Annotated in this window: 17 protein-coding genes; 14 read left to right on the top strand and 3 right to left on the bottom strand. The window is 66.8% G+C overall.

Going from position 1 to position 22,209, the window contains the following annotated elements; all coding sequences use genetic code 11:
- The first annotated feature begins 6 nt into the window (after positions 1-6).
- Both ACEE23_RS10435 and ACEE23_RS10430 read left to right on the top strand, forming a co-directional pair.
- The gene (locus tag ACEE23_RS10435) at positions 7-1,506 is read left to right on the top strand and encodes an alanine/glycine:cation symporter family protein (protein WP_368519086.1); all 1,500 of its coding nucleotides are present in this window, start codon (positions 7-9) and stop codon (positions 1,504-1,506) included.
- Positions 1,507-1,558: 52 nt separating this feature from the next.
- Positions 1,559-1,840: an acylphosphatase gene (locus ACEE23_RS10430; protein WP_368519087.1), complete on the top strand. Its 282-nt coding sequence runs from the start codon at positions 1,559-1,561 to the stop codon at positions 1,838-1,840.
- A gap of 31 nt (positions 1,841-1,871) precedes the next feature.
- Here ACEE23_RS10430 and ACEE23_RS10425 read toward each other — a convergent pair whose 3' ends face one another.
- Positions 1,872-2,435, bottom strand: a complete 564-nt coding sequence (locus tag ACEE23_RS10425) for a TetR/AcrR family transcriptional regulator (protein WP_368519088.1) — start codon at positions 2,433-2,435, stop codon at positions 1,872-1,874.
- 234 nt (positions 2,436-2,669) lie between these two features.
- On the opposite strand from ACEE23_RS10425, the gene smc reads away from it, so the two are divergent.
- The 11 genes from smc to ffh all read left to right on the top strand — a co-directional run bounded on the left by smc (position 2,670) and on the right by ffh (position 18,522).
- Positions 2,670-6,176, top strand: coding sequence for a chromosome segregation protein SMC (smc, locus tag ACEE23_RS10420; RefSeq protein WP_448872741.1), 3,507 nt, complete (start codon positions 2,670-2,672; stop codon positions 6,174-6,176).
- 50 nt (positions 6,177-6,226) lie between these two features.
- A complete protein-coding gene (ftsY, locus tag ACEE23_RS10415; RefSeq protein ID WP_448872743.1) occupies positions 6,227-8,065 on the top strand; it encodes a signal recognition particle-docking protein FtsY in 1,839 nt (612 codons plus the stop codon).
- Between the two features lie 194 nt (positions 8,066-8,259).
- Positions 8,260-11,205, top strand: coding sequence for a DUF4040 family protein (locus tag ACEE23_RS10410; RefSeq protein ID WP_368519091.1), 2,946 nt, complete (start codon positions 8,260-8,262; stop codon positions 11,203-11,205).
- The gene (locus ACEE23_RS10405; RefSeq protein ID WP_368519092.1) at positions 11,206-11,691 is read left to right on the top strand and encodes a sodium:proton antiporter; all 486 of its coding nucleotides are present in this window, start codon (positions 11,206-11,208) and stop codon (positions 11,689-11,691) included. It abuts the gene before it with no gap.
- A 6-nt stretch (positions 11,692-11,697) separates the two neighbouring features.
- A complete protein-coding gene (locus ACEE23_RS10400) occupies positions 11,698-13,239 on the top strand; it encodes a monovalent cation/H+ antiporter subunit D family protein (protein WP_448872746.1) in 1,542 nt (513 codons plus the stop codon).
- A complete protein-coding gene (locus tag ACEE23_RS10395; protein WP_368519094.1) occupies positions 13,240-13,758 on the top strand; it encodes a monovalent cation/H+ antiporter subunit E in 519 nt (172 codons plus the stop codon).
- On the top strand, positions 13,759-14,049 hold the full coding sequence (locus ACEE23_RS10390; protein WP_409338163.1) for a cation:proton antiporter: 291 nt from the start codon (positions 13,759-13,761) through the stop codon (positions 14,047-14,049). It abuts the gene before it with no gap.
- Between the two features lie 4 nt (positions 14,050-14,053).
- A complete protein-coding gene (locus tag ACEE23_RS10385) occupies positions 14,054-14,401 on the top strand; it encodes a Na+/H+ antiporter subunit G (RefSeq protein WP_368519095.1) in 348 nt (115 codons plus the stop codon).
- A gap of 21 nt (positions 14,402-14,422) precedes the next feature.
- Positions 14,423-14,761 carry a P-II family nitrogen regulator gene (locus ACEE23_RS10380; RefSeq protein WP_368521680.1) on the top strand — a complete coding sequence of 113 codons (339 nt, stop codon included), beginning with the start codon at positions 14,423-14,425 and terminating at the stop codon, positions 14,759-14,761.
- A complete protein-coding gene (locus ACEE23_RS10375) occupies positions 14,749-16,851 on the top strand; it encodes a [protein-PII] uridylyltransferase (RefSeq protein ID WP_448873597.1) in 2,103 nt (700 codons plus the stop codon). The genes ACEE23_RS10380 and ACEE23_RS10375 overlap by 13 nt, the downstream gene beginning before the upstream one ends.
- A gap of 48 nt (positions 16,852-16,899) precedes the next feature.
- Positions 16,900-18,522: a signal recognition particle protein gene (gene ffh / locus ACEE23_RS10370; protein ID WP_448872853.1), complete on the top strand. Its 1,623-nt coding sequence runs from the start codon at positions 16,900-16,902 to the stop codon at positions 18,520-18,522.
- On the opposite strand, the gene ACEE23_RS10365 is transcribed toward ffh, so the two are convergent.
- On the bottom strand, positions 18,523-20,694 hold the full coding sequence (locus ACEE23_RS10365; protein WP_448872851.1) for an acyltransferase family protein: 2,172 nt from the start codon (positions 20,692-20,694) through the stop codon (positions 18,523-18,525).
- A gap of 295 nt (positions 20,695-20,989) precedes the next feature.
- Between ACEE23_RS10365 and rpsP the strand changes: the two genes are divergently transcribed.
- Positions 20,990-21,514, top strand: a complete 525-nt coding sequence (gene rpsP, locus ACEE23_RS10360; RefSeq protein WP_368519099.1) for a 30S ribosomal protein S16 — start codon at positions 20,990-20,992, stop codon at positions 21,512-21,514.
- 198 nt (positions 21,515-21,712) lie between these two features.
- On the opposite strand, the gene ACEE23_RS10355 is transcribed toward rpsP, so the two are convergent.
- Positions 21,713-22,209: HNH endonuclease signature motif containing protein (locus ACEE23_RS10355; protein ID WP_448873593.1), on the bottom strand; the 497-nt coding region annotated here is incomplete at its 5' end.

The raw sequence follows: 22,209 nt of genomic DNA, 5'->3' as shown, positions 1-22,209 counted from the left end.
ATTTACATGACTTTTCTCGAAAACATCGTTGGCGCAGGCAACGATTTTCTGTGGACCTGGGTGGTGCCGTGGCTGCTGATCGGCGCGGGCATCTTCTTCGGCATTCGCACGGTTCTGGTCCAGATCCGCATGGTGCCCGACATGTTCAAGGCCGTCGTCGAGCGGCCCAACGGCACCGGGCGCGATGAGGACGAGGACTACGGCGGCATCTCCGCTTTCAAGGCCTTTACCATCTCGGCCGCTTCCCGCGTGGGCACCGGCAATATCGCCGGCGTGGCCGTGGCTATCTCCCTGGGCGGTCCTGGCTCGGTGTTCTGGATGTGGATTATCGCCATCCTGGGCGGCGCGACGGCCTTCATCGAGTCCACGCTGGCGCAGCTGTGGAAGGTCCGTGACGGCGACGCCTACCGCGGCGGCCCGGCCTACTACATGAAGCGCGGCCTCGGCTGGGGCCCGCTGGGCGTTATCTTCTCCGTCGCCATCGCCTTTACCTTCGGCTTTGTCTACAACGCTTTCCAGACCAACGCCATCGCGGATTCCCTGTCGACCTCGATGGGCAACGACAGCTTCGCCTTCAAGGCCATCGTGGGCGTTATCATCGCGGCGATTTCCGGGCTTATCATCTTCGGCGGCGTCCAGCGCATCGCCAACATGACCCAGCTCATCGTGCCGTTCATGGCCGGCGCCTACCTCATCGTGGGCCTGTTCGTCGTGGTCACCAACCTCGATGCCGTCCCGGCCATGTTCGAGGCCATCATCGGGCACGCGCTCGGCTTCAAGGAGATTGCCGGCGCGGCCCTGGGTACCGCGATGATGCAGGGCATCCAGCGTGGCCTGTTCTCCAACGAGGCGGGCGAGGGTTCGGCCCCGAACGCGGCGGCGACCGCGACGGTTTCCCACCCGGTCAAGCAGGGCCTGGTCCAGACCCTGGGCGTCTACTTCGACACCCTGGTCGTGTGTACCATCACCGCGTTTATCATCCTGCTGGGCTCCGAGGTCAATTACGGCGAGGAAGCCGAGGGCGTGTCCCTGACGCAGACCGCGCTGTCGTCCGAGGTGGGCGACTGGGGCATCCACTTTGTGACCTTCATCCTGTTCTTCCTGGCGTTCTCTTCCATCCTGGGTAACTACTATTTGGCCGAGGCCAACGTCGAGTACCTGTCGCGCTCCAAGGTCGTGTTGGTGGTCTTCCGCCTGGTGGTCCTCTTCTTCGTCTGGTTCGGCGCGGTGGGCACGCTCCCGCTGGTCTTCTCGCTGGCCGATACCGGCGCCGGTACCATGGTCGTGCTCAACATCATCGCCATCGTCCCGCTGAGCGGCGTGGCCATCAAGCTGCTCAAGAACTACAACGAGCAGCGCCGCAAGGGCGTGGACCCGGTCTTCCACCGGGACATGCTGCCCGAGGTTAAAAACGTCGAATGCTGGGACGGCAGCGACCCGGTTACCCGCCGCAGCGTGGAGGATCGCCAGATCCTGCGCGACGATGCCGCCCCGGACAAGTCCTAGCCCGCGGCAAGGATTCAGTTAGCCCTCTAGCACCAGAAAGGTGACAGCACGAATGACCAAGCGCATGACCGCCTTCGTCCACGGCCACGTCCAAGGGGTGGGGTTTCGGTGGTGGACCCGTTCGCGGGCGCTGGAGCTCGGGCTGTCGGGGCACGCGACGAACCTGCGGGACGGGCGCGTCCAAGTTGTCGCGGAGGGGCCGGCCGCCGACTGCGCGCGGCTGCTCGAGCTGCTGCGGGAAGAGCCGTCAACGACGTCTCGCCCCGGCCGGGTGGATACTGTCGTGGAACAGTATTCCGACCCGCGGGGCGAGGAAGGCTTTATCGAGCGTTAAGAAATAACCGGGCGCCGGTGGATGGCCGCGGCTAGCGCGGCGGCCGGATCGTCGTGGACACGAGGTTCGGCGGCTCGGGGAGGGAATGGGTGACCTCCACGGCACGCTCCAGCAGCTCCTCTTTGTCCATGGCGAAATTCGTCTCCGCCCAGCACATGATGATGTTGAACAGGAGCCCGTTCCAGGTCACCCCGGCGATGGTGTCCTCGAATTCGTCGAGGTTCTTGTTGAGCTCTTCGAGGATGCGGTAGTGAGCGCCGGCGGAGATGGCCAGGGTCAGCTCCTCGCGGTACTGCCAGGTCTTGTCCAAGACCGCGGCCCAGTAGCTGCGCAGGGAATCGCGGGCCGAGGGGGTGGTGCCAATCTCGTCGAAGACGCGGTGGATGAACTGCTCCACTACTGAGTCTTTGGTGGGGAAGTGCCGGTAAAACGAGGAGCGCGAAATCTTCGCGGTCCGGATTATCTCGGAGGCCGTGATATCGGCAAACAGCTTGTCCTTGGCGAGGACTTTGACGGCCTGGAAAACTGCCCGACGGGTTTCTTGCTTGCTGCGCTCGTTGTGAGCACGCAAGACCCGGGCCTGAGGAGTGGTCACCTTGTTTTCAACTCAGCTTTCTGGGGTAGGGTTCAACCGGGGAAGTTGAACTGATGTTAAAGTTCTAATCCTAGAGCATGTTAATGAGGAATCTTAACTTTGTTCAGCAAAATTTTACCTCATATGTTAACACCGTTTGATGTTGGCCAAATTTATATTTGACCTTTGTTCTTCGCGGCGCTTAGCGGCCATTGGTGTGAAGCCTAGCGAAGCTAAGTTGTTAGACTTTATCCAATGCACCTGAAATCACTCACGCTCAAAGGGTTTAAGTCCTTTGCCTCGGCGACGACGCTCAAATTCGAGCCAGGGATCTGCGCCGTGGTGGGCCCGAACGGATCGGGCAAATCCAACGTGGTAGACGCCCTCGCGTGGGTAATGGGGGAAGGCAGCGCCAAGACGCTGCGCGGCGGCAAGATGCAGGACGTCATCTTCGCCGGCGCCGGGGACAAGAAGCCGCTCGGCCGCGCCGAGGTCACCCTGACCATCGACAACTCCGACGGGGCGCTGCCCATCGACTACCGCGAGGTCTCCGTGACCCGCCGCATGTTCCGCGACGGCGCCAGCGAGTATGAAATTAATGGCTCCAAGGCGCGCCTCATGGATATCCAGGAGCTGCTCTCAGACTCCGGCATTGGCCGCGAAATGCACATCATCGTCGGACAGGGCAAGCTCGCGGAAATCCTCGAGTCCCGGCCGGAGGAGCGCCGCTCCTATATTGAGGAAGCGGCCGGCGTCCTCAAACACCGCCGCCGCCGCGAGAAGGCCCAGCGCAAGCTCAACGGCATGCAGGCCAACCTCGACCGGCTGACCGACCTGACCGAGGAGCTGGGCAAACAGCTCAAGCCGCTTGCCCGCCAGGCCGAGGCCGCCCAGCGCGCAGCCACCGTCCAGGCGGACCTGCGCGACGCTCGCCTGGGGCTGGCCGGCGCCCGGATCGTTTCCTTGCGCGGCCAGCTCGACGATGCCCGCGCGGCCACCCAGCGCACAGCCGAGTCCCTGGCCACATCCCAGGCCGTGCTGGAGGAGACCACCGGCGCCCAGCTCGACCTCGAGACCGAGCTGGAAGAGGTTGCCCCCGCAGCGGAGGCGGCCCAGCAACTCTGGTTCGACCTGTCCAACCTGAGCGAGCGCATCGCCGCAACCCTGCGCATTGCTGCCGAACGCGCCCGCACCTCCGGCGAGGCCACCGCCTACCAGGGCCAAGACCCCGAAGAGCTGGAGGCGCGCGCCCGCCAGGCGGACGAAGACTACGAGATGCTGCTGGCTAGCGCCGAGGCCGCCGCCGAGGCCTTCGAAGAGGCCAAGGAGGAAGTCGCCGCCCGCCAGGAGGAATACGCCGCGGAGGAAAAGGAGCACCGCGCCCAGGTCCGCGCCCTGGCGGACCGCCGCGAAGGCGTGGTGCGCCTAGTTGCGCAGGAAGAATCCCAGACCAGCCGCGTGGAACAGGCCGAAGCCGAGCTCGCCCGCCAGGAGGCCACCTGCGAGTCCACCCGGGAACGCGTGAGCCAGGCCCGCCGCGAGGCCGACGACGTCGGCGACAAGCTCACCGCCCTGCAGGCCGAGCGCGAGCCCTTGGACGAGGCGCACGTGCGCGCCGCCAGCGAGTCCGACGCCGCCGACAAGCGCCTCGAGCAGCTGCGCGACGATCAGCGCGACCGCGACCGCGAGGTCTACACGCTGCGAGCGCAGATCGATACCCTCGTACAGACCGCCCCGCCGGCCGTCGAGCTCGGCGCGGACTTCTCGCCGCTGGCCGATCACGTCACCACTAAATATGACTCCGCCCTGGCCGCGGCCCTCGGAGCGTTCGCGGAAGCCCAGGCCGGACAGGTCGACGGGGACCTGCTCGAACAGCTCAGCGGCGCCGCCCGCACCGCCGTGGTTGATACCGAGGCCCCGGCCAGTTCCGGTTGGCGCCTGCAGGCGGAGCTGCCCGCCGGGACCAGCTGGCTGCTCGACGAGGTCGAGGTGGACCCCGCCGTCAGCGCCGGCCTGAACCGCCTGCTCGCCGACGTCGTGCTCGCCCCCACGGTGGATGCCGCCCGGGAGCTCGTCGCCGCCGATCCGCGCCTGCGGGCCGTGACCCCGGACGGCGTGCTCTGCGGCGAGGGCTGGTTGCAGGCCGGCACGGGCGCCTCCTCGACCGTGGAGGTTAGCGCCCAGATCGCCCAGGCGCGCCAGCGCCTGGAGGCCGCCCAGACCGCCGCCGAGGAGCTGTCCGGCACCCTGGAGGGCGCCAAGCAGGCAGCCGAGGAAGCGCGCGTCGCGGCGGCCTCGGCGACCGCGGCCCTGCAGGAACACGACGCCCAGATCGCGGCCTGGCAGCGCGACCACCAGCGCCTCCTCCAGCAGGTTGAGGCCAATACGAAGGAACACGAAAAAGCCGCCGCTCGCGCCACCGAGCTGGATGTCCAGCTCGATAAGGCCCGGGAGGAACTGGAGCAGACCCGCGACCGGCTCAGCCGCGTCGACGACGACGAGGCCACCGAGGAGCCGGACTCCGCGGCGCGCGATGCGGCATCGACCGCCCTGGAGCAGGCCAAAAACCGCCAGGTGGAGGCCCAGTACGCGGCCCGTTCGGCCCAGGAGAAGGTCTCCCAGGTCGCCGGCAAGGCGGATAACCTGCGCCGGCAGGCCGAAAACGAGCGCCTGGCCAAGCAGCGCCACGACAACGCCCAGGCCCGCCGCCGCGCCCAGGCCCGCCTGGCCGCCGCCGTGCAACGCCACGCCGAAGACCTCGCGGCCCGCGCCGCCGATGCCCTCGACCGTGCCACCGAGCGCCGCGACGAGCTGGTCAACCAGCGCAACGCGCTCAACACCCGGCTGGCCTCGGCCAAGCAGGCCGTCTCCTCCGCCAGGCAGCAGGCCGAAAGGTTCACCCAGCAGGCCCACGACGCGGAGGTCGCCCAGACCCAGGCGCAGGTCCGCGTCGACGAGGCCGAGGAGAAGGTCACCGAGCAGCTCGGCATCTCGATTGCTGATCTGCTGCGCGACTACACCCCGGGCCCCGAGTTCGATCAGGCCGCGGAGAAGAAACGCCTCAAGCAGGCGGAGAAGGACTTGAACTCGCTGGGCAAGGTCAACCCGCTGGCGCTGGAGGAGTACCGCGCGTTGGAGGAGCGCTACCGCTACCTGTCCACGCAGCTCGACGACGTCATCCAGGCCCGCCGCGACCTGGAAGGGGTCATCGAGGACGTCGACGCGCGCATCCTGCAGCTGTTCACCGACGCCTGGCGTGACGTGGAGGCGGAATTCCCGAAGGTCTTTTCCACGCTCTTCCCGGGAGGGGAGGGGCGCCTGGTGCTCACGGAGCCGGATTCCATGCTGACCACCGGCATCGAGGTCGAGGCCCGCCCGCCGGGCAAGAAGGTCAAGCGCCTGTCCTTGCTTTCCGGTGGGGAGAAGTCCCTGACCGCCCTGGCGATGCTGGTCGCCATCTTCCGCGCCCGCCCCTCGCCCTTCTACGTCATGGACGAGGTCGAGGCCGCCCTCGACGACGTCAACCTGCGCCGGCTCATCGCGCTGTTCGAGGAGTTGCGCAACGACTCGCAGCTCATCGTGATTACCCACCAGAAGCCGACGATGGACGTGGCCAACGTGCTCTACGGCGTGACCATGCGCGGCGACGGGATTACCCGCGTCATCTCGCAGCGCATGAATCCCGCCGGCACGGCTCCGGGCACCGAGCAGGCTGCTGACGATGCCGCCCGCCTCGGCGTCGATGCCTCCTCCCGGGGTTAAACCCCGGGCCCACCTCACTAGCGCGGCCGTTTGCTGGCACTATGGAAGGCATGGAATCTAACTTAGCGCTATGGATTGGCATTGCCGTCGTCGTCCTTATCGTCATCGCCCTAGTGGCGGTGGTCTTAGTAGGCAAGCGCCGCGGCGAGAGCAAGAAGGTGTCCTTCAACCAGGAAGACACCGAGCCGAAGGAACTGACCCAGCAGGAAAAATCCGGAAACTACCAGGCCAAGTCCGGCTTTAACTTCGCGGCCGGCAGCGAGCCCGAAAAGCAGCCGGCCGGCAACCCGAACGCCGCCGGCAACGCAAACGCCGCGGGCATGGCCGGCGTCTTCGCTTCTGCCCACGACGAGCCGGCCAAGGCCGAGCAGCCGGCTCCGGCCACCCCGGCAGAGCCCGCGCAGGCCGACAGCGAGAAGGTTGGCAGCGAGAAGGCTGCCAACGAGGATACCGAGCGGACCGAGAGCGTCGAGGACATCGCCGCCGCGGCCGTAGCCCGCGCGAAGTCTGACGAGCTCGCCGATGCCCCGCTCGCCTCCGAGGCCGACCGCGCCGAGGCCGCCGTTCCGACTGACAAGGCGCCGCAGGCTCCGAAGGCCGAGAAGGTTGAGAAGGCTCCGAAGGCCGAGCCGACCGAGGCAGGGGAGAAGACCGCCCCGGCCACGCAGACCGCGGATGCCGTCTCGGCCGAGCCGGTCGAGCCGGTCGAGCCGGTCGAACCCGCTGAGCAGGCTGAGCCGGCTGAGCCGGCCCAGCCGGAAGCCGCGGACCAGTCCGCCCAGGATGAGACCTCCACCGCGGAGGCCGAGGAAGCCGCCGCTGCCGCCGACGCGCAGACCAGCTCCGCGGAGCGCGCCCTCGAGGAGACCCCGGTGCCTACGCCGGCACCGGCCGCAGAAGAGGTTGAGCAGCCGCAGCCGGAGCCGGAGGCTGAGCCCGCATCGGCGGAACCGCGCGAGGAGATCGCTCCGGCCGTCGGCCGCCTGGGTCGGATGCGCGGGCGCCTGTCGCGCTCCCAGAACGCCATCGGCCAGGGGCTGATGGGCATTCTGTCCGCCGGCGACCTGGACGACGACGCCTGGGAGGAAATCGAAGACACCCTGATCATGGCGGATCTGGGCACGAAGTCGACGCTGAAGGTGACGGAATCGCTGCGCGAGAAGATCGCCGAGCGCGGCGTCAGCAGCGAGGACGAGGCCCGCGCCATGCTGCGCGAGGCGCTCATCGAGGCCGGCCACGTGGAGATGGACCGCTCCATTAAGGCCATGCCGCACGACGGCAAGCCGGCCGTCGTCATGGTCGTCGGCGTCAACGGCACCGGCAAGACCACCACTACCGGCAAGCTGGCGCGCGTGCTGGTCTCCCTGGGCAAGAAGGTCCTGCTGGGCGCCGCGGATACCTTCCGTGCCGCGGCCGCGGACCAGCTCGAAACCTGGGGCAAGCGCGTGGGCGCGGAGACCGTGCGTGGCAAGGAGGGCGCGGACCCGGCATCGGTGGCTTTCGATGCCGTCGCCGCCGGCGTCGAAAACCAAGTCGACGTCGTCCTGGTCGACACCGCCGGCCGCCTGCACACCTCCACCGACCTGATGGACCAGCTGGGCAAGGTCAAGCGCGTGGTGGAAAAGAAGTCGCAGGTCGACGAGGTCCTGCTGGTCATCGACGCCACCGTCGGCCAGAACGGCCTGGTCCAGGCGCGCATCTTCCGCGAGGTCGTGGACATCACCGGCGTGGTGCTGACCAAGCTGGATGGTACCGCCAAGGGCGGCATCGTCTTCCAGGTGCAGGAAGAACTCGGCGTGCCCGTCAAGCTCGTCGGGCTGGGCGAGGGCTCGGACGACCTGGCGCCCTTCGAGGTCGAAAGCTTCGTCGACGCTCTATTGGGCAGCTAAGCGACCCGCCTTTCTATTCACCTTCGGCCCCCGGCTGCAACCGACAGCTGGGGGCCAAAGTGATCGGTGATTAGCTCGGGCAGTGACGTGATCCGGATTAACCACAGTGCTAATCTGGGGAGGCTGTATTGATGCTATTTTCAGCAAACTCCATACATGTCCATTACCGTCCATCGTGTTAAGGCTTTAAACCTGTGACGCTTTTATATGTTGTCCTTCTCGCGGCGCTGGCAGTGGTGTGCTCGCCCGTCGCGGTCAAGGTACTTGATCGAAAAGCAGGATGGCCGCTGGCGGCCATCTTCGTCGTGGCGGCGGGACTGATCCTCCGAGAAATTCCCGCGATTTCCAGCGGGAATGGCATCGAGTACCAGCTGACCTGGGTCGCGGACTTCCTCGCGCCCGGGGTGGACGCTGGGGTCTCGTTGCGCGCGGATGCCCTCGGCGCGTTTTTCGCGCTGCTGGCGCTTGTGATCGGGGCTGTCGTCCTCGTCTATTCCGCCGCGTACCTTCCCAAGCACCAAGGCAACGTCAGCTTCTACACGCTGATGACTGCTTTTACCATGTCGGTGCTCCTGCTCGTGCTGGCCGACGACGTGATCGTCCTGTTTATGGCCTGGGAGCTGGTCTCGCTGGCCTCGTTCATGCTGATTGCGCGCTCCGGCGCCACCGGTGAACCGGGCTCGCAGCGCACCCTCGTGCTGACCTTCATCGGCGGCCTGACGCTGCTGACGGCCGTGGCCATCGCCGCCACCGCCGTGGGATCGACCAACCTGCACGCCATCCTGACCTCCCCTGTCTGGGCCGAGAACCAGGCGCTGACTGTCGGGGTCGCGGTGCTCATCGCTGTCTCCGCCTTCACCAAGGCCGCGCAGTTCCCGTTCCACTTCTGGCTGCCCGAGGCCATGGCGGCCGCCACGCCGGTCTCCGCGTTTCTGCACGCCGCCGCCGTGGTCAAGGCGGGCATCTACCTGCTGATCCGTTTCTCGACGATCTTCCACGACGTCGCGGTCTGGAACTGGCTGCTGATCGTCGTCGGCATGGGCACGGCCATTATGTCCGCGCTCTTTGCCGTCCAGAAGACGGACCTGAAGAAGCTGACCGCTTATTCGACGGTCTCGCACCTGGGCTGGATCGTGGCGACTATCGGCGTGGGCACCCCGTTTGCCATCGCCGCCGCCGTCGTCCACACCCTGGCGCACGCGCTGTTTAAGTCTTCGCTGTTCATGCTCATCGGCGTCATCGACCACGAGGCCGGCTCCCGCAACATCAAGGACCTGGGCAAGCTGTGGAACAAGATGCCGTTCACCTTCGTCTCCGTGGTCATCGGCGCGGCCTCCATGGCCGCGGTCCCGCCGCTTCTGGGCTTCGTGTCCAAGGAGGGCATGCTCACCGCCTTCCAGGACGCGCCCATTGGCAATGCCGGGGTAGTGGTCCTGCTGATTGCCGCCGGCATCGGCGCGCTGCTGACGTTTACCTACTCGGCGAAGCTCGTCTTCGGCGCCTTCATCGACGGCGACAAGGACATGTCCGGCGTCCACGAGGCCCCGGTATCCCTGTGGCTGCCGGCCGCCCTGCCCGGACTCATGTCCGTGCCGCTGGTCTTCGTCCTCGGGCTTTTCGATGCCCCCTTGGACAACATCGCCGCCGCCGTCGGCATGGAACACCACAGCCACCTGGCGCTGTGGCACGGCATCAACGTGCCGCTGGTTATTTCCGTGGTGGTGCTGGTGCTCGGCATCGCCGGCCTGGCCGTGCGCCGCCCGCTGTGGTCCGCCCTGGAGTCGCGGGAACTGCTGCCGACCAACGGCAACCAGCTCCTGCACGGGGTGCACAAGCTCAGCGAGGGCATCGGCCGCGTCTTTGCCTCCCTGGCCGCCACCCACAACCCGTCGCGCCACCTGCTGCCCATCGTTTTGCTGGTGGTCCTGCTGGCGGCGGCGACGCTGTTCGGCAGCGAGGGCATCGACGGCGAAGCCCTGGCCCCGCGCGTCGACGGCCTGGACAACCCGTGGGACCTGCTGCCGCTGGGCATCATCGTGCTCTCGATGTTCGGCCTGGTGCGCACCCAGAACCGCCTGACCGGCGCGGTCATGGTCGGCGCGGTCGGCGTCGGTGTCACCCTGCAGATGTTCCTGCTGGGTGCCCCGGACGTCGCCCTGACCCAGTTCACGGTGGAGGCCCTGTCCGTCATCGTGATGATGATGGTGCTGCGCTACCTGCCGGAGAAGTTCGAGCCCGTGCGCAACCCGCGCCGCCGCTACGGCTCCGTGGTGGTGGCCGTGCTGGCTGGTATCACCGCCTTCCTCGGCGTGTGGACGCTCATGGGCCGCCACGAGCGCTCCGACCTGGCCGAGTGGTACCTGAACAACGCCCCGGACATCACCGGCGGCGACAACGTCGTGGCCACCATCATCGTCGAGTTCCGTGCCCTGGATACGCTGGGCGAGCTGTCCGTGCTGGGCATGGCCGCCGTGGTTATTGCCGCGGTGACCTCCACGCTGCCGCGCTTCCCGTTCTCGCCGGGTACCCGCCCGGCCCCGTTCGGGCAGTCGCAGCTGAACTCCGTGCCGATGCGCAAGGCCCTGCAGATCGTGGTGCCGATCCTCGTCATCATGTCCGTCATCGTCTTCTTCCGCGGCCACAATGCCTCCGGCGGCGGCTTCCCGGCCGCCCTGATCATGGGCGCGGCCATCGGCCTGACCTACCTCTCGCGCGGCCGCGACGAGATCGTCTTCGGCCAGATGGCGCCTATCCGTCTGACCGGTATCGGCATCATCATTGCGCTGCTGGCCGGCTTCATCGGCTACCTGGCCGATCCGAGCGGCTTCCTGGTGGCCATCCACGGCGAGGCCCTGGGCCAGCACTGGACCACCTCGCTGATCTTCGACCTGGGCATCTACCTGGCCGTGCTGGGTATGCTCACGATGGCCATCAACGCCCTGGGTGGCTACCTGCGCCCGGGCACCGAGCGCGAGTACCTGCCGTGGGTCCACGACGACGACTCCGTGCTCACCAACACCCCGCAGGCCACGATGGACGACATCGACGACCCGTACCCCGACCCAATCAACCCGGCGCAATCGCCGAAGCCGGTGCTTACCCGCTCGCGGCGCGGCGCCCGTAAGAAGGGGGAGAAGTAAATGATTCTGGCTTTGACCATCGCCATCTTGATCGGTGGGGCCGTCTACCTCATCCAGCAGCGCGGCCTCGTGCGGATCGTGCTCGGCATGATGTGCTTCGGCCACGGCGCCAACCTGACGCTGCTGGCCACCGGCGTCTACTCCTTCCGCGGGGAGGCCTTCCCGTCGCAGACCCCGCCGGAGCAGATGGCGGACCCGCTGCCGCAGGCCTTCGTCCTGACCGCCGTGGTCATTTCCATGGCGACCGCGACCATCCTGCTCACCCTGGCCGCTATGGGGCCCAACGACGACACCGATGCCGCCGACCCCGTCGACGACAACACCGTCGACCACCCGTTCTCGACCCTCGGGCGCGACGCGCACAACCAGGACATCCGGCAGCGTTCCGACGAGGCGGTGCGCCGCATCCAACACGCGCGCGACGCCTACGAGGACGTCTACGAGACCCAGCAAGCTGCCGCCGACCGCACTGCGAAGGAGGGCTAGGCACCAATGTACGACCTAGTAAGCCAAATGCTGCCCCTGTTTCCGGCAGTACCGCTCATCGCGGCGGCCTTCGCGCTGCTGGCGCCCTGGCGCCCGGTCCGTGACGCCATCATGCTGGCGGTGCCCGCCGTCGGCATCTTCGCCGGCCTGGGGCTGCTGGCCTACACCGTTAACAACGGCCCGGTGGCCCACAACGTGGGCATGTACCCGGGCAACGTGGCCATCCCGTTCGTGGGGGATTCCTTCTCCGCGATCATGCTGACCACCGCGATGATCGTCTCCTTCGGCGCGAACTGGTTCGCTATCGCCGGCGGGGAGACCAAATCGCGCTACTACCCGTCGCTGACGCTCATCCTGCTGACGGGCGTGGCCGGCGCGCTGATCACCGCCGACCTGTTCAACTTCTTCGTGTTCATCGAGGTTATGTTGCTGCCCTCCTACGGGCTCATCACGATGTCCGGCACCTGGGCCCGCCTGGCCTCGGGCCGCGCCTTCGTGCTGGTGAACCTGTTCGCCTCCACGCTGCTGGTGGTGGGCGTGGGCTACATGTACTCCGTGACCGGCTCCGTCAACATCGCCGCCCTCAACGGCGTGGCGGCCGGCAACGGCCCCGCCACGGTGGCCGCCGGACTGATCATCATCGCGATTTCGGCCAAGGCGGGTATCTTCCCGGTCCACACCTGGTTGCCGCGCACCTACCCGGGCACCTCCGCCGCGGTCATGGGCTTGTTCTCCAGCCTCCACACCAAGGTGGCGGTCTACATGCTCTACCGCCTCTACGTCCACCTCTTTGACTTGGACGCGCGCTGGGGCGCCCTCATCGTCGTGGTGATGATCCTGTCGATGGCCGTCGGTTCCTTCGGCGGCCTGGCCGAGGCCACCATCCGCCGCGTGCTGGGCTACCAGATGCTCAACGGCATGCCGTTCATCCTCATCATGCTGGCGTTCACCGCCGCCGATGGGCAGCGCGCGCTGGCCGCCGGCATCCTGTACACCATCCACCACATGATCACGGTTGGCTCGCTCATTCTGGCCTCCGGCGCCATCGAGGAGACCTACGGCACCGGCCGGCTCACCAAGCTTTCCGGCCTGGCCCGCAGAGACCCCATCATCGCCTGGATCTTTGCCGCCGGTGCCTTCTCGGTGGTCGGCTTCCCGCCGTTTTCCGGCATGTGGGGCAAGGTCATGTTGGTCGTGGAGATCGCCCGCAACGGCAACGGCTGGGCGTGGGCCGCGATCACGGCCATCGTGGTGGCGTCCTTCGCCGCCTTCCTGGCCATGCTGCGCGTGTGGCGTAAGGTCTTTTGGGGCCGCCAGCTCTCCCAGGACGAGGTCCCGGACGGGTTGGTCATCCGCAAGAAGCTCATGGCGCCGTCGGCGGCGCTCATCCTGGGCTCGCTGACGATGTTCATCCTGGCCGGCCCCGTCATCGACTTCACCATGGCGGCCGCGGGCGACCTGCTGGATACCGGCAGCTACATCCACGCGGTGCTGGGCGATGATGCCGTCGCGTTGCCTAACCCGTCCGTTCTGGAGGGAGGAGCATAAATGCACGTCGTAACGTATATCCTTTGGTTCATTAAGGAGATCTTCGTCTCCGGTTTCCAGCTCGCGGCCTGCTCGTTCAAGGCCGACACGGGCTACCACCCGGTCATCGTCCGCTACCCGCTGCGCGTAACCAGCGGCTGGGAGCTGTTCTGGCTGACCTCCTCGATCACCGCCACGCCGGGCACCCTGTCGCTCGGCCTGCGCGAACCCCCGCGGGAGGGCCTGCCGCGCATCGTCATCGTCCAGGCCGTCCTCGGCGATGACCCCGCGGAGGTGCTGGCCGGCATCGCCGAGATGGAAGAGCGCCTGGCCCCGCACGTCAAGGAACTCGACTACGGCGTGCCCGGGCAGGGCAGCGCCACCGAGGCCGACCCGGCGTTCTACGAGTACCCGCTCGAGTCCGTGGGCCGCTACCTTCGCGCGCCGGAGCTGGCGGAGACGGAGGACCAGCCCATCTCCGAAGACGAGACCCTGGCCACCCGCAGCTGGCGTCGCCAGCAGAAAGGCAAGGACGTGTAAATGTTTGACGTATCCGCTTTTACCGCTTTCGACTGGTTGGTTGCCGCCTGCGTGTTCATCATGGGCCTGTGCGTTTTCGCCGCGCTGGTGCTGACCCTGCGCACGCGCGACGAGCTCACCCGCGCGGTGGTCGCCGACCTCATCTTCTACGGCATGCTCGCCATCTTCCTGGCCCGCTCGACCATCGTCTACTCGTCCATCGCCTACGACATCGCGCTGCTGGCCGCCATCGCCGGCGGCGTGCTGCCGACGCTGTCGATGGCCCGCATCATCTCGAAGGGAAGGCGCTAACCCCATGGCTATCTACGAAATTGTGGCGTCCGTACTCGTTGTCGTCGCCACGGTGCTGGTTGTGGCCACCACCGTGGCGGTCTGGCGCGCGCCGGACGCGCTGACGCGGGTCAACCTGCTCGGCCCGACCATCTGTCTGGCCATCCCGCTGCTGCTCGTGGCTAAACTGGTGGTGGACTTTTCCACGGAGGGCTTCGACTTCATGTCGCTCATCAAGGCGCTCGCCGCCTGCTTCGGCGTCTGGATCATCGGTGCCATCGGCTCCTACTACATGGGCCGCTCGATCTACGGCGTGACCATCACCGACGTCAAGCACGCCCTCCGCACCCAACAGCAGCAGAAGCAGCAGTAGAGCACAGGAAGGTTTGAACCCATGAAACTCGTGACCGCCATCGTGAAGCCGTTTACCCTGCCGGAGATCCGCGAGGCCCTAGGCCAGCTGGAGGTCCACGGCCTGACCGTGACCGAGGTGCAGGGTTTCGGCCGCCAGCGCGGCCACAGCGAGGTCTATCGCGGGGCGGAATACGCCACGGACTTCGTGCCGAAGGTCAAGCTCGAGATGGTCGTGGCTGACGATGCCGCCGCCGAGGTCATCGACGCCGTCGTCGACGCCGCCTACACCGGCAAGATCGGCGACGGAAAGATCTGGGTCAGCCCGGTCGAAGAGGTCGTCCGCGTGCGCACGGGGGAGCGGGGAGAATCCGCCCTCTAGAACTGCGGGACAACGCCTATCAGCGCGCGGTCGAGCTCCTGCGCAGCCTGCCCGTCCCGCCGGGCTGTGCGCTGGCCGCCACGGGTTCTTTCGCCCGCCGGGAGATGACCCCGCGCTCCGACCTGGATCTTATGCTGCTGTGTCCGGATGACGCGCCCATCCCGGACGCCACCGATATCTGGAACCCCATCTGGGACGCGGGCTACCACCTGGATTTTGCGGTGCGCACCCCGCGCGAGTGCGGCGAGATCGCCGCCCAAGACACCGCCGCCGGCCTGTCCCAGCTGGAACTCACCCACGTTTCCGGCTCCAAAATGCTTGTCGATGCCGCCCGCGCCCGCCTCTATTCCTCCTGGCGGCGCCAGCTCCAGCGCAACTTCGACGCCTTTATCGACCTAGCCATCCGCCGCTGGCACCGCTCCGGCTCCGTGGCGACGATGACCAAGCCCGACGTGAAGAACGGGCGCGGCGGCCTGCGCGATATCCAGCTTTTGCGTGCGCTCGCGTTGGGTAACCTCTGCGACGCGCCGGACCTGAGCGCTGAGACCCGCCTACTGCTCGACGTGCGCACCCTGCTGCACGAGCATGCGCGCCGGCGCCGCGATGTGCTGGATCCGGAGTTCGCGGCATCGGTAGCCGCGGAGCTGGGGTATGCGGACCGCTACGAACTGTCCGCGGCCCTGGTGGATACCGCCACGCGCGTCGACCGCGCGGTGGAACGCGGCCTCGCCACGGCCCGGGGGCTGGTGGGCAAGCGGGGAGCGCACTCGCCGCGGCGGCCGCTGGACCTCGACGTCATCGATAACGGCGGCTATATCACGCTGTCGCGCCACCCCAACCTGGAAGACCCGGCCCTGGTCCTGCGCGTCGGGGCGGCCGCGGCCCGCACGGGGCGCCCGGTCGCCGCGGGGGTCTGGCACACGCTGCGCGAACTGCCGGACCTGCCGGAGCGTTTCACCGCCGCGGCCACCGACGACTTCTTCGCCTTGTTGTCCTCGCCGGCCAACACGCCGCGGGTCATCCGCCAGATGGACGCGCACGGGCTGTGGGAGAGGATCGTGCCGGAGTGGTCGCACATCCGGGGGCTGATGCCGCGCGAACGGGTCCATACGCATAGCATCGACTACCACAGCCTGGCGACGGTGGCCCGCTGCGCCGAGGACCGGACGACGGTCGCGCGGCCGGACATCTTGCTGCTGGCGGCGCTCTACCACGACATCGGCAAGGGTTATGACCGCCCGCACGCGCTGGTCGGGGCGGAGATGGTAACGCGCATGGCTGCGCGCCTGCGGCTGAACCTGGCCGATAGGTCGCGGGCGCAGACGCTGGTCGCCGAGCACACCACCTTGTCGCGGCTGGCCCGCACCATGGACCCGACCTCGGACGCGGCCCGCGACGCGCTCCTGGCCGCCTGCCACTACGATCAGCTCACCGTGTCCTTGTTGGCGGTGCTCACGCGCGCCGATGCCGAGTCCACCGGCCCCGGCGTCTGGAACACCCGCCTGGAGTCCGCCGCCGGACTGCTGAGCCGCCGCGCCCGCGAGGCCCTGGTGCCGCAGCCGCACGTGCGCCCGCGGGTGCCCGCTCCCAGCGAGTTGACGGTCACCCGGGACAGCGACAACCAGCTGCTGACGGTGTCGTTGCACGCGGACCAGGCAGGCATCGTCGAGGCCCTGGCCCTGCTGGCCGCCCTGGGGTGGACGGTGGTGACCTCGCGCATGGAATACACGGGCGGGGCGCTGGCCGCGGAGTTTTCCGCGCGCACGGTGCAGGAGTCCTGGGAGGACGCCAGCGATATCGACCGCTTCCTGCAGGCCTACAAGTCCGGGGTGCACTCGCGCCTGCCCCAGGTTGCCGGCGGGCACACGACGGCGATGTTCAACGCGGAAGGCCTGCTGGAGGTGCGCACCGTCGAGCGGCGGGCGGCGCTGGGCACGCTGATTGCCCAGCTACCCGAGATCGAATGGATGGAGCACGCGGCGCTGGGCGCGACGATGATCGTGACCATCTGCCTGCGCGGCAATCCCTATTCGGGCCTGAGCCGGGCCGCGGTGGTCGCGAATGTGACCGCGGCCCTGTCGAGCGACTAAGCTGGGGGAGTTAATAGATAACCCCTAGATAATGGAGAGCCAAGAAACGTGTTTGAGTCATTGTCCGATCGCTTGCAATCAGCCCTTAAAGGGCTGCGTGGAAAAGGCAAGCTGACCGAGGCAGACATCAACGCCACCGCGCGCGAAATCCGCCTCGCGCTGCTGGAGGCGGACGTCTCCCTGACGGTAGTCCGCGGGTTCATCAAGCGAATCAAGGCCCGCGCGGCCGGTGCGGAAGTCTCCGAGGCACTCAACCCGGCCCAGCAGGTCATCAAGATCGTCAACGAAGAGCTGGTTGAGATCCTGGGCGGCGAGACTCGCCGGTTGAACCTGGCGAAGAACCCGCCGACGGTCATCATGCTCGCCGGCCTGCAGGGTGCCGGTAAGACCACCCTGGCCGGCAAGCTCGCCAAGCACCTGGAAAAGGATGGCCACACTCCCATGCTGGTGGCCTGTGACCTCCAACGCCCAGGCGCGGTCCAGCAGCTGCAGATCGTCGGCGAGCGCGCCGGCGTGAAGACCTTTGCCCCAGACCCGGGCACGTCCCTGGACTCCCACGACCACGAGATGGGCACCTCCCACGGCGACCCGGTGCAGGTCGCGCGCGACGGCATCGCGGAGGCACAGCGCGCGCAGCACGACGTGGTGATTATCGATACCGCCGGCCGACTGGGCATCGACGAGACCCTGATGACCCAGGCGCGCAACATCCGCGACGCCGTCAACCCGGACGAGGTCCTGTTTGTCATCGACTCGATGATTGGTCAGGACGCCGTCCAGACCGCCGAGGCCTTCCGCGACGGCGTCGACTTCACCGGCGTCGTGCTGACCAAGCTGGACGGCGACGCCCGCGGTGGCGCCGCCCTGTCCATCCGCGAGGTCACCGGCAAGCCCATCCTGTACGCCTCCACGGGCGAGAAGCTCGCCGATTTCGACGTCTTCCACCCAGAGCGCATGGCCAGCCGCATCCTGGGCATGGGCGACATGCTCTCGCTCATCGAGCAGGCCGAGTCCACCCTCGACCAGCAGAAGGCCGAGGAGGCCGCGGCCAAGATGGGCAGCGGCGAGCTGACCCTGAACGACTTCTTGGATCAGCTGCTGATGATCCGCAAGATGGGGCCCATCGGCAACCTGCTGAAGATGATGCCCGGCGGCAAGCAGATGAACGAGATGGCCGACATGGTCGACGAGAAGCAGCTCGACCGCATCCAGGCCATCATCCGCGGCATGACCCCGGCCGAGCGCGAGGACCCGAAGATCCTCAACGCGTCGCGTCGCAAGCGTATCGCCAACGGCTCCGGCGTGAAGGTCTCCGACATCAACCAGCTCATCGAGCGCTTCGAGCAGGCCAAGAAGATGATGACGAAGATGGCCGGCCAGTTCGGCATGGGCGGCGGCTCGCGCTCCGCGACGAAGAAGAAGCCCAAGGGCCGCAAGGGCAAAAACGGCAAGCGCAAGAAGGGCAAGGGCGGCGGCCGCCAGCGCTCCGGGATGCCCGGTGGGATGCCGGGCATGCCGGGCGGTATGCCCTCCATGGAGGAGCTGCAGAAGATGCAAAACCAGATGGGCGGCGGTGGCATGCCGGGTATGTCCGGGATGCCGGGCATGCCCAAGGGCATGGAAAACATCGACCTCAACAACCTTGACTTCGGTCAAGGCAAGAAGACGTAGCTAGTAGTAGATTTCCTCCGCCGGCTCCGGCTCCGCTTCGACCTCTGGCACGAGCGGGGCCGGAGCTTCTTGCTGCTGCGGCTCGCCGGCCAGGAAGGGCGCGATGAGGTCCTCCAGCAGCGGCTTCATGGACATCGCGTAGGCGTTGGAGATGTGGTGCATGTCGCGGTAGACCATGACGTTGCCGATAACGACCGGGCACTGTTCTTCGTCGCAGTACCAGTCGGAGGTATCCACCGCGATCATGTTCGGCCACTGCGCCAGGATGCCCGCCGAAGGGTCGACCGGCTGGTAGTTCTGCTCGCGGGTCGTACCGCAGCCGATGGCGTCTTCGTTGGCCACGTAGCACTCATCGAACTCGATGGGGTTGAAGTTCTCGTCAAAGCCCCACGGGTTCTCGCGCAGGCCCAGGAACGGGATCTCGTTGTCGGCCAGGACTTCCCAGAAGCGCTCGTAGCCGGCCGGCACGACGTCCGGGCCGATGCCGTGCTCGCCCATCGGGCGCGTGGTATTCGAGATGACCAGGTCGGGGTCGGCATCGAGGATGCGCTCGGTGGCCAGCTCGGACCACTGGGCGCAGTCCGGGGTGACGGTGAGCTCGTCGCCCAGCTCAATGGGGCAGTCCTGGCGCAGCAGCGGCACGACCTTGAAGTTCATCTCCTTGCCCAGCGAGTCGATGGCGGAGGCGTATTGCTCCGCGTGGGAGCCGCCCACCAGGTAGACCTCGACGTCGGAATCCGGGTCGCCGAAAATACACGGGTTGCCGTCCTTGTCGATCTCGAAGAAGGAGTCGCCGGGCTCGGTGTCTGGGACGAAGCAGTGCTGGTAGGCCACCGGCGGGACCATGCTGCCCACGCGCACCGGGTCGGGCTTGACCGGCTGGTTATCCGGCACGTCCTGGCCCATCAGGGCCATCACGCCGGGGTAGAGGGCCGGGTCCAAGTACTCGGCCTCCTCGCTGTCGAGGGTCGACTTGAACCACGGGTGCACGGACAGCAGGGCGATGACCAGGGCGGTCGCCGCCACGCCGCCGGCCGCGCGCAGGGCGCCGACCTTTTCCCGCATGGTCGCTAGGGCCTTGTTGACGGGCATGTCGTCGGCCAGCGGGCGCTTGCGATGCTGCCGCAAGGGGGCCTCGATGAAGCGGTGGGTGGCATCGGCAAGCACGAGGGACAGGGCGATGATGATGGCGCCCAGCCACCAGGCCGGGCGATCCATGCCGAGCGCCGAGGTGGACAGGATGAGCAGCGGCCAGTGCCACAGGTAGAGGGAATAGGCGACATCGCCGAGCCAGCGGGCCGGCTTGGACGCCATCGCGCGGGAGATGCGGCCGCCCCCGCCGATGATGATGAGGACGGCGCCGCCCAGCGGAATCAGGGACAGCGGGCCCGGGTAGGCGGTGGAATCCGCGATGGCCGCGCCGGTGAACATCAGCAGCAGCAGGCCCAAGCCGGTGACGACGTCGGACAGGCGCTGCGGGATGCGGATGCGATGGCCGTAGATGGCGAGCACCGCGCCCAAGGTCAGCTCCCAGGCGCGGGAGAAGGTCGAGTAGTAGTTTTCCGGGGTGCCAAAGAAGCCGAATCGGCTGGCGTAGGCGAAGGAGGCGATGGTGACCACGATGAGGATCGGGCCCGCCACCGCGTTGACCTTGCTGGACCGGCCCCGCCAGCGCATAACGGCGCCCAGAATCAGGGCGAAAGCGATACCCAGCAGGTAAAACTGGCCCTGCACCGACATCGACCACATGTGCTGCAGCGGGGAGGTGTCCGCCGCGGCGGCCGCGTAGTCGGCGTTCTGGGAGGCTAGCTCCCAGTTCTGGTAGTAGAGCATCGTGGCTGTGATCTGCTGGGTCAGCTCGATGCGCATCAGCTGCGGCGTCCAGAAATACACCAGCAGGTAGGTCACCGCAATGACCAGTGCGAGGGCCGGCACGAGGCGGCGCAAGGTACGCCAGATGGGCCACCAGGGGTTAAAGGTGGCGTTCGGCTTTGTCACATAGCGCAACTGGGAGCCGAGGAAGAAATAGCCGGAGAGCAGCAAGAAGACGTCCACGCCGCCGGAGACACGACCGACGAACACGTGGTAGATAACCACCAGACCGATGGCAATACCGCGGAGACCGTCGAGGTCGTACCGGTACTGAAAACTGCGTGGGGAATCCTGTGACATAAACTCTATTCGCGTTTCATTCTTTGACGTGCGACTTTGGCCCGAGTCTGCGGGCACGGACGCTTAGTAGGTTACTCTGTCCCAGCCTAGAGTCCACATCAACGTGCCCTACGGCGCGTTGGGATTTCGTTTTTCGGGGGTTTATCCAGTAATGTGTCTGGGGTTGCTGCGTAAACCCGTTCCCGTCTACGGTCGGCCGGTAGTCACGCGCAGCTAAAAACCCAAGGGTTGAACCGGCCCGCTGGCAAGCGGCGGGTGTCTGAACTGCCCAGTGACTTAAGTAAAGGAGCCTCACATGGCTGTCAAGATTAAGCTGCAGCGGTTGGGCAAGATCCGCACCGCTCACTACCGCGTTGTCATCGCGGATTCCCGCACCCGCCGCAACGGTAAGGTTATCGAGAACATCGGTATCTACCAGCCGAAGCAGGAGCCGTCCCTGATCGACATCGATTCCGAGCGCGTTCAGTACTGGCTGTCCGTCGGCGCCCAGCCGACCGAGCCGGTTCTGGCGCTGCTGAAGGTCACCGGCGACTGGCAGAAGCACAAGGGCCTGCCGGGCGCCGAGGGCACCCTGAAGGTGGCCGAGGAGAAGCCGTCCAAGCTGGACCTGTTCAACGCTGCTCTGGCTGAGGCCAACAACGGCCCGACCATCGAGGCCATCACCGAAAAGAAGAAGAAGGCCAAGGAAGAGGCCGAGGCTAAGGCTGCTGCCGAGAAGGAAGCAGAAGAGAAGGCCGCCGCTGAGGCTGCCGAAGCCGCCGAGGCTGCCTCCGAGTCTGAGGCCGAGGGCGAGGCTTCCTCCGAGGAGTCCGCTGAGTAATCCTCAGTAGCTTTCATCCCGCCAACCCCGCGAGGTTGGCGGGATTTTTCGTTTTGGCACGCCGAGTAGGCGCTACGGACGTGGTCCGTGGCGCCTTTTGCGTGTTTCTGCTGGGTTTGTTCCTTGTGGCCCGGAGGTCGTGGGGTCGCTGGCCTTGTTCCTGGTGGTGTCCCCTCGCAGCCTGGTCTCGTGGCGGGTCTAGGGGCCGCCGCCCCAGGGCGGGTCCCATGTCACCTTGCCGTGTCTTCGGTTGACCCTCCCGTGTCTGGGGTAGGCCGGGTCGTCATCATTCCAGGAATTATGGAACTCACACAGTAGCGTCAGGTTCTCCTGGTTGGTCTCACCGCCGTCGGCCCACGGGTGGATGTGGTGGACCTGGCACTCATCGGTCGGCTTGCGGCAGTTTGGCCACGCGCAGGTGGTGGTCTCGGCCTTGGCCATGTCCTTCTGCTTCGGTGAGGCGTGGCGCTGGAAGCGGTACTGGTTGACCGGACCCCGCCGCGGATCCACCAGCGTGGCCAGGCCGGCATCCAGCAGGCATTGGCGGACGTACTCGGCACCTGTCATAGTGGTCCCGTTGGTTAGCTGCAGGGTGATCTCGTCCCCGTCGCCGGACAAGATGCGCACCCAGTCGGGCAGGGAGATGACCACGTGCGTGGCCTTGGGCTGCTTCTCCAGTCCGCCGCTAAACAGTG

Source organism: Corynebacterium sp. 32222D000AT, assembly GCF_053546955.1.
The sequence above is the reverse complement of the archived record's forward strand: the minus strand, read 5'-3'. Positions and strand labels throughout refer to the sequence as shown.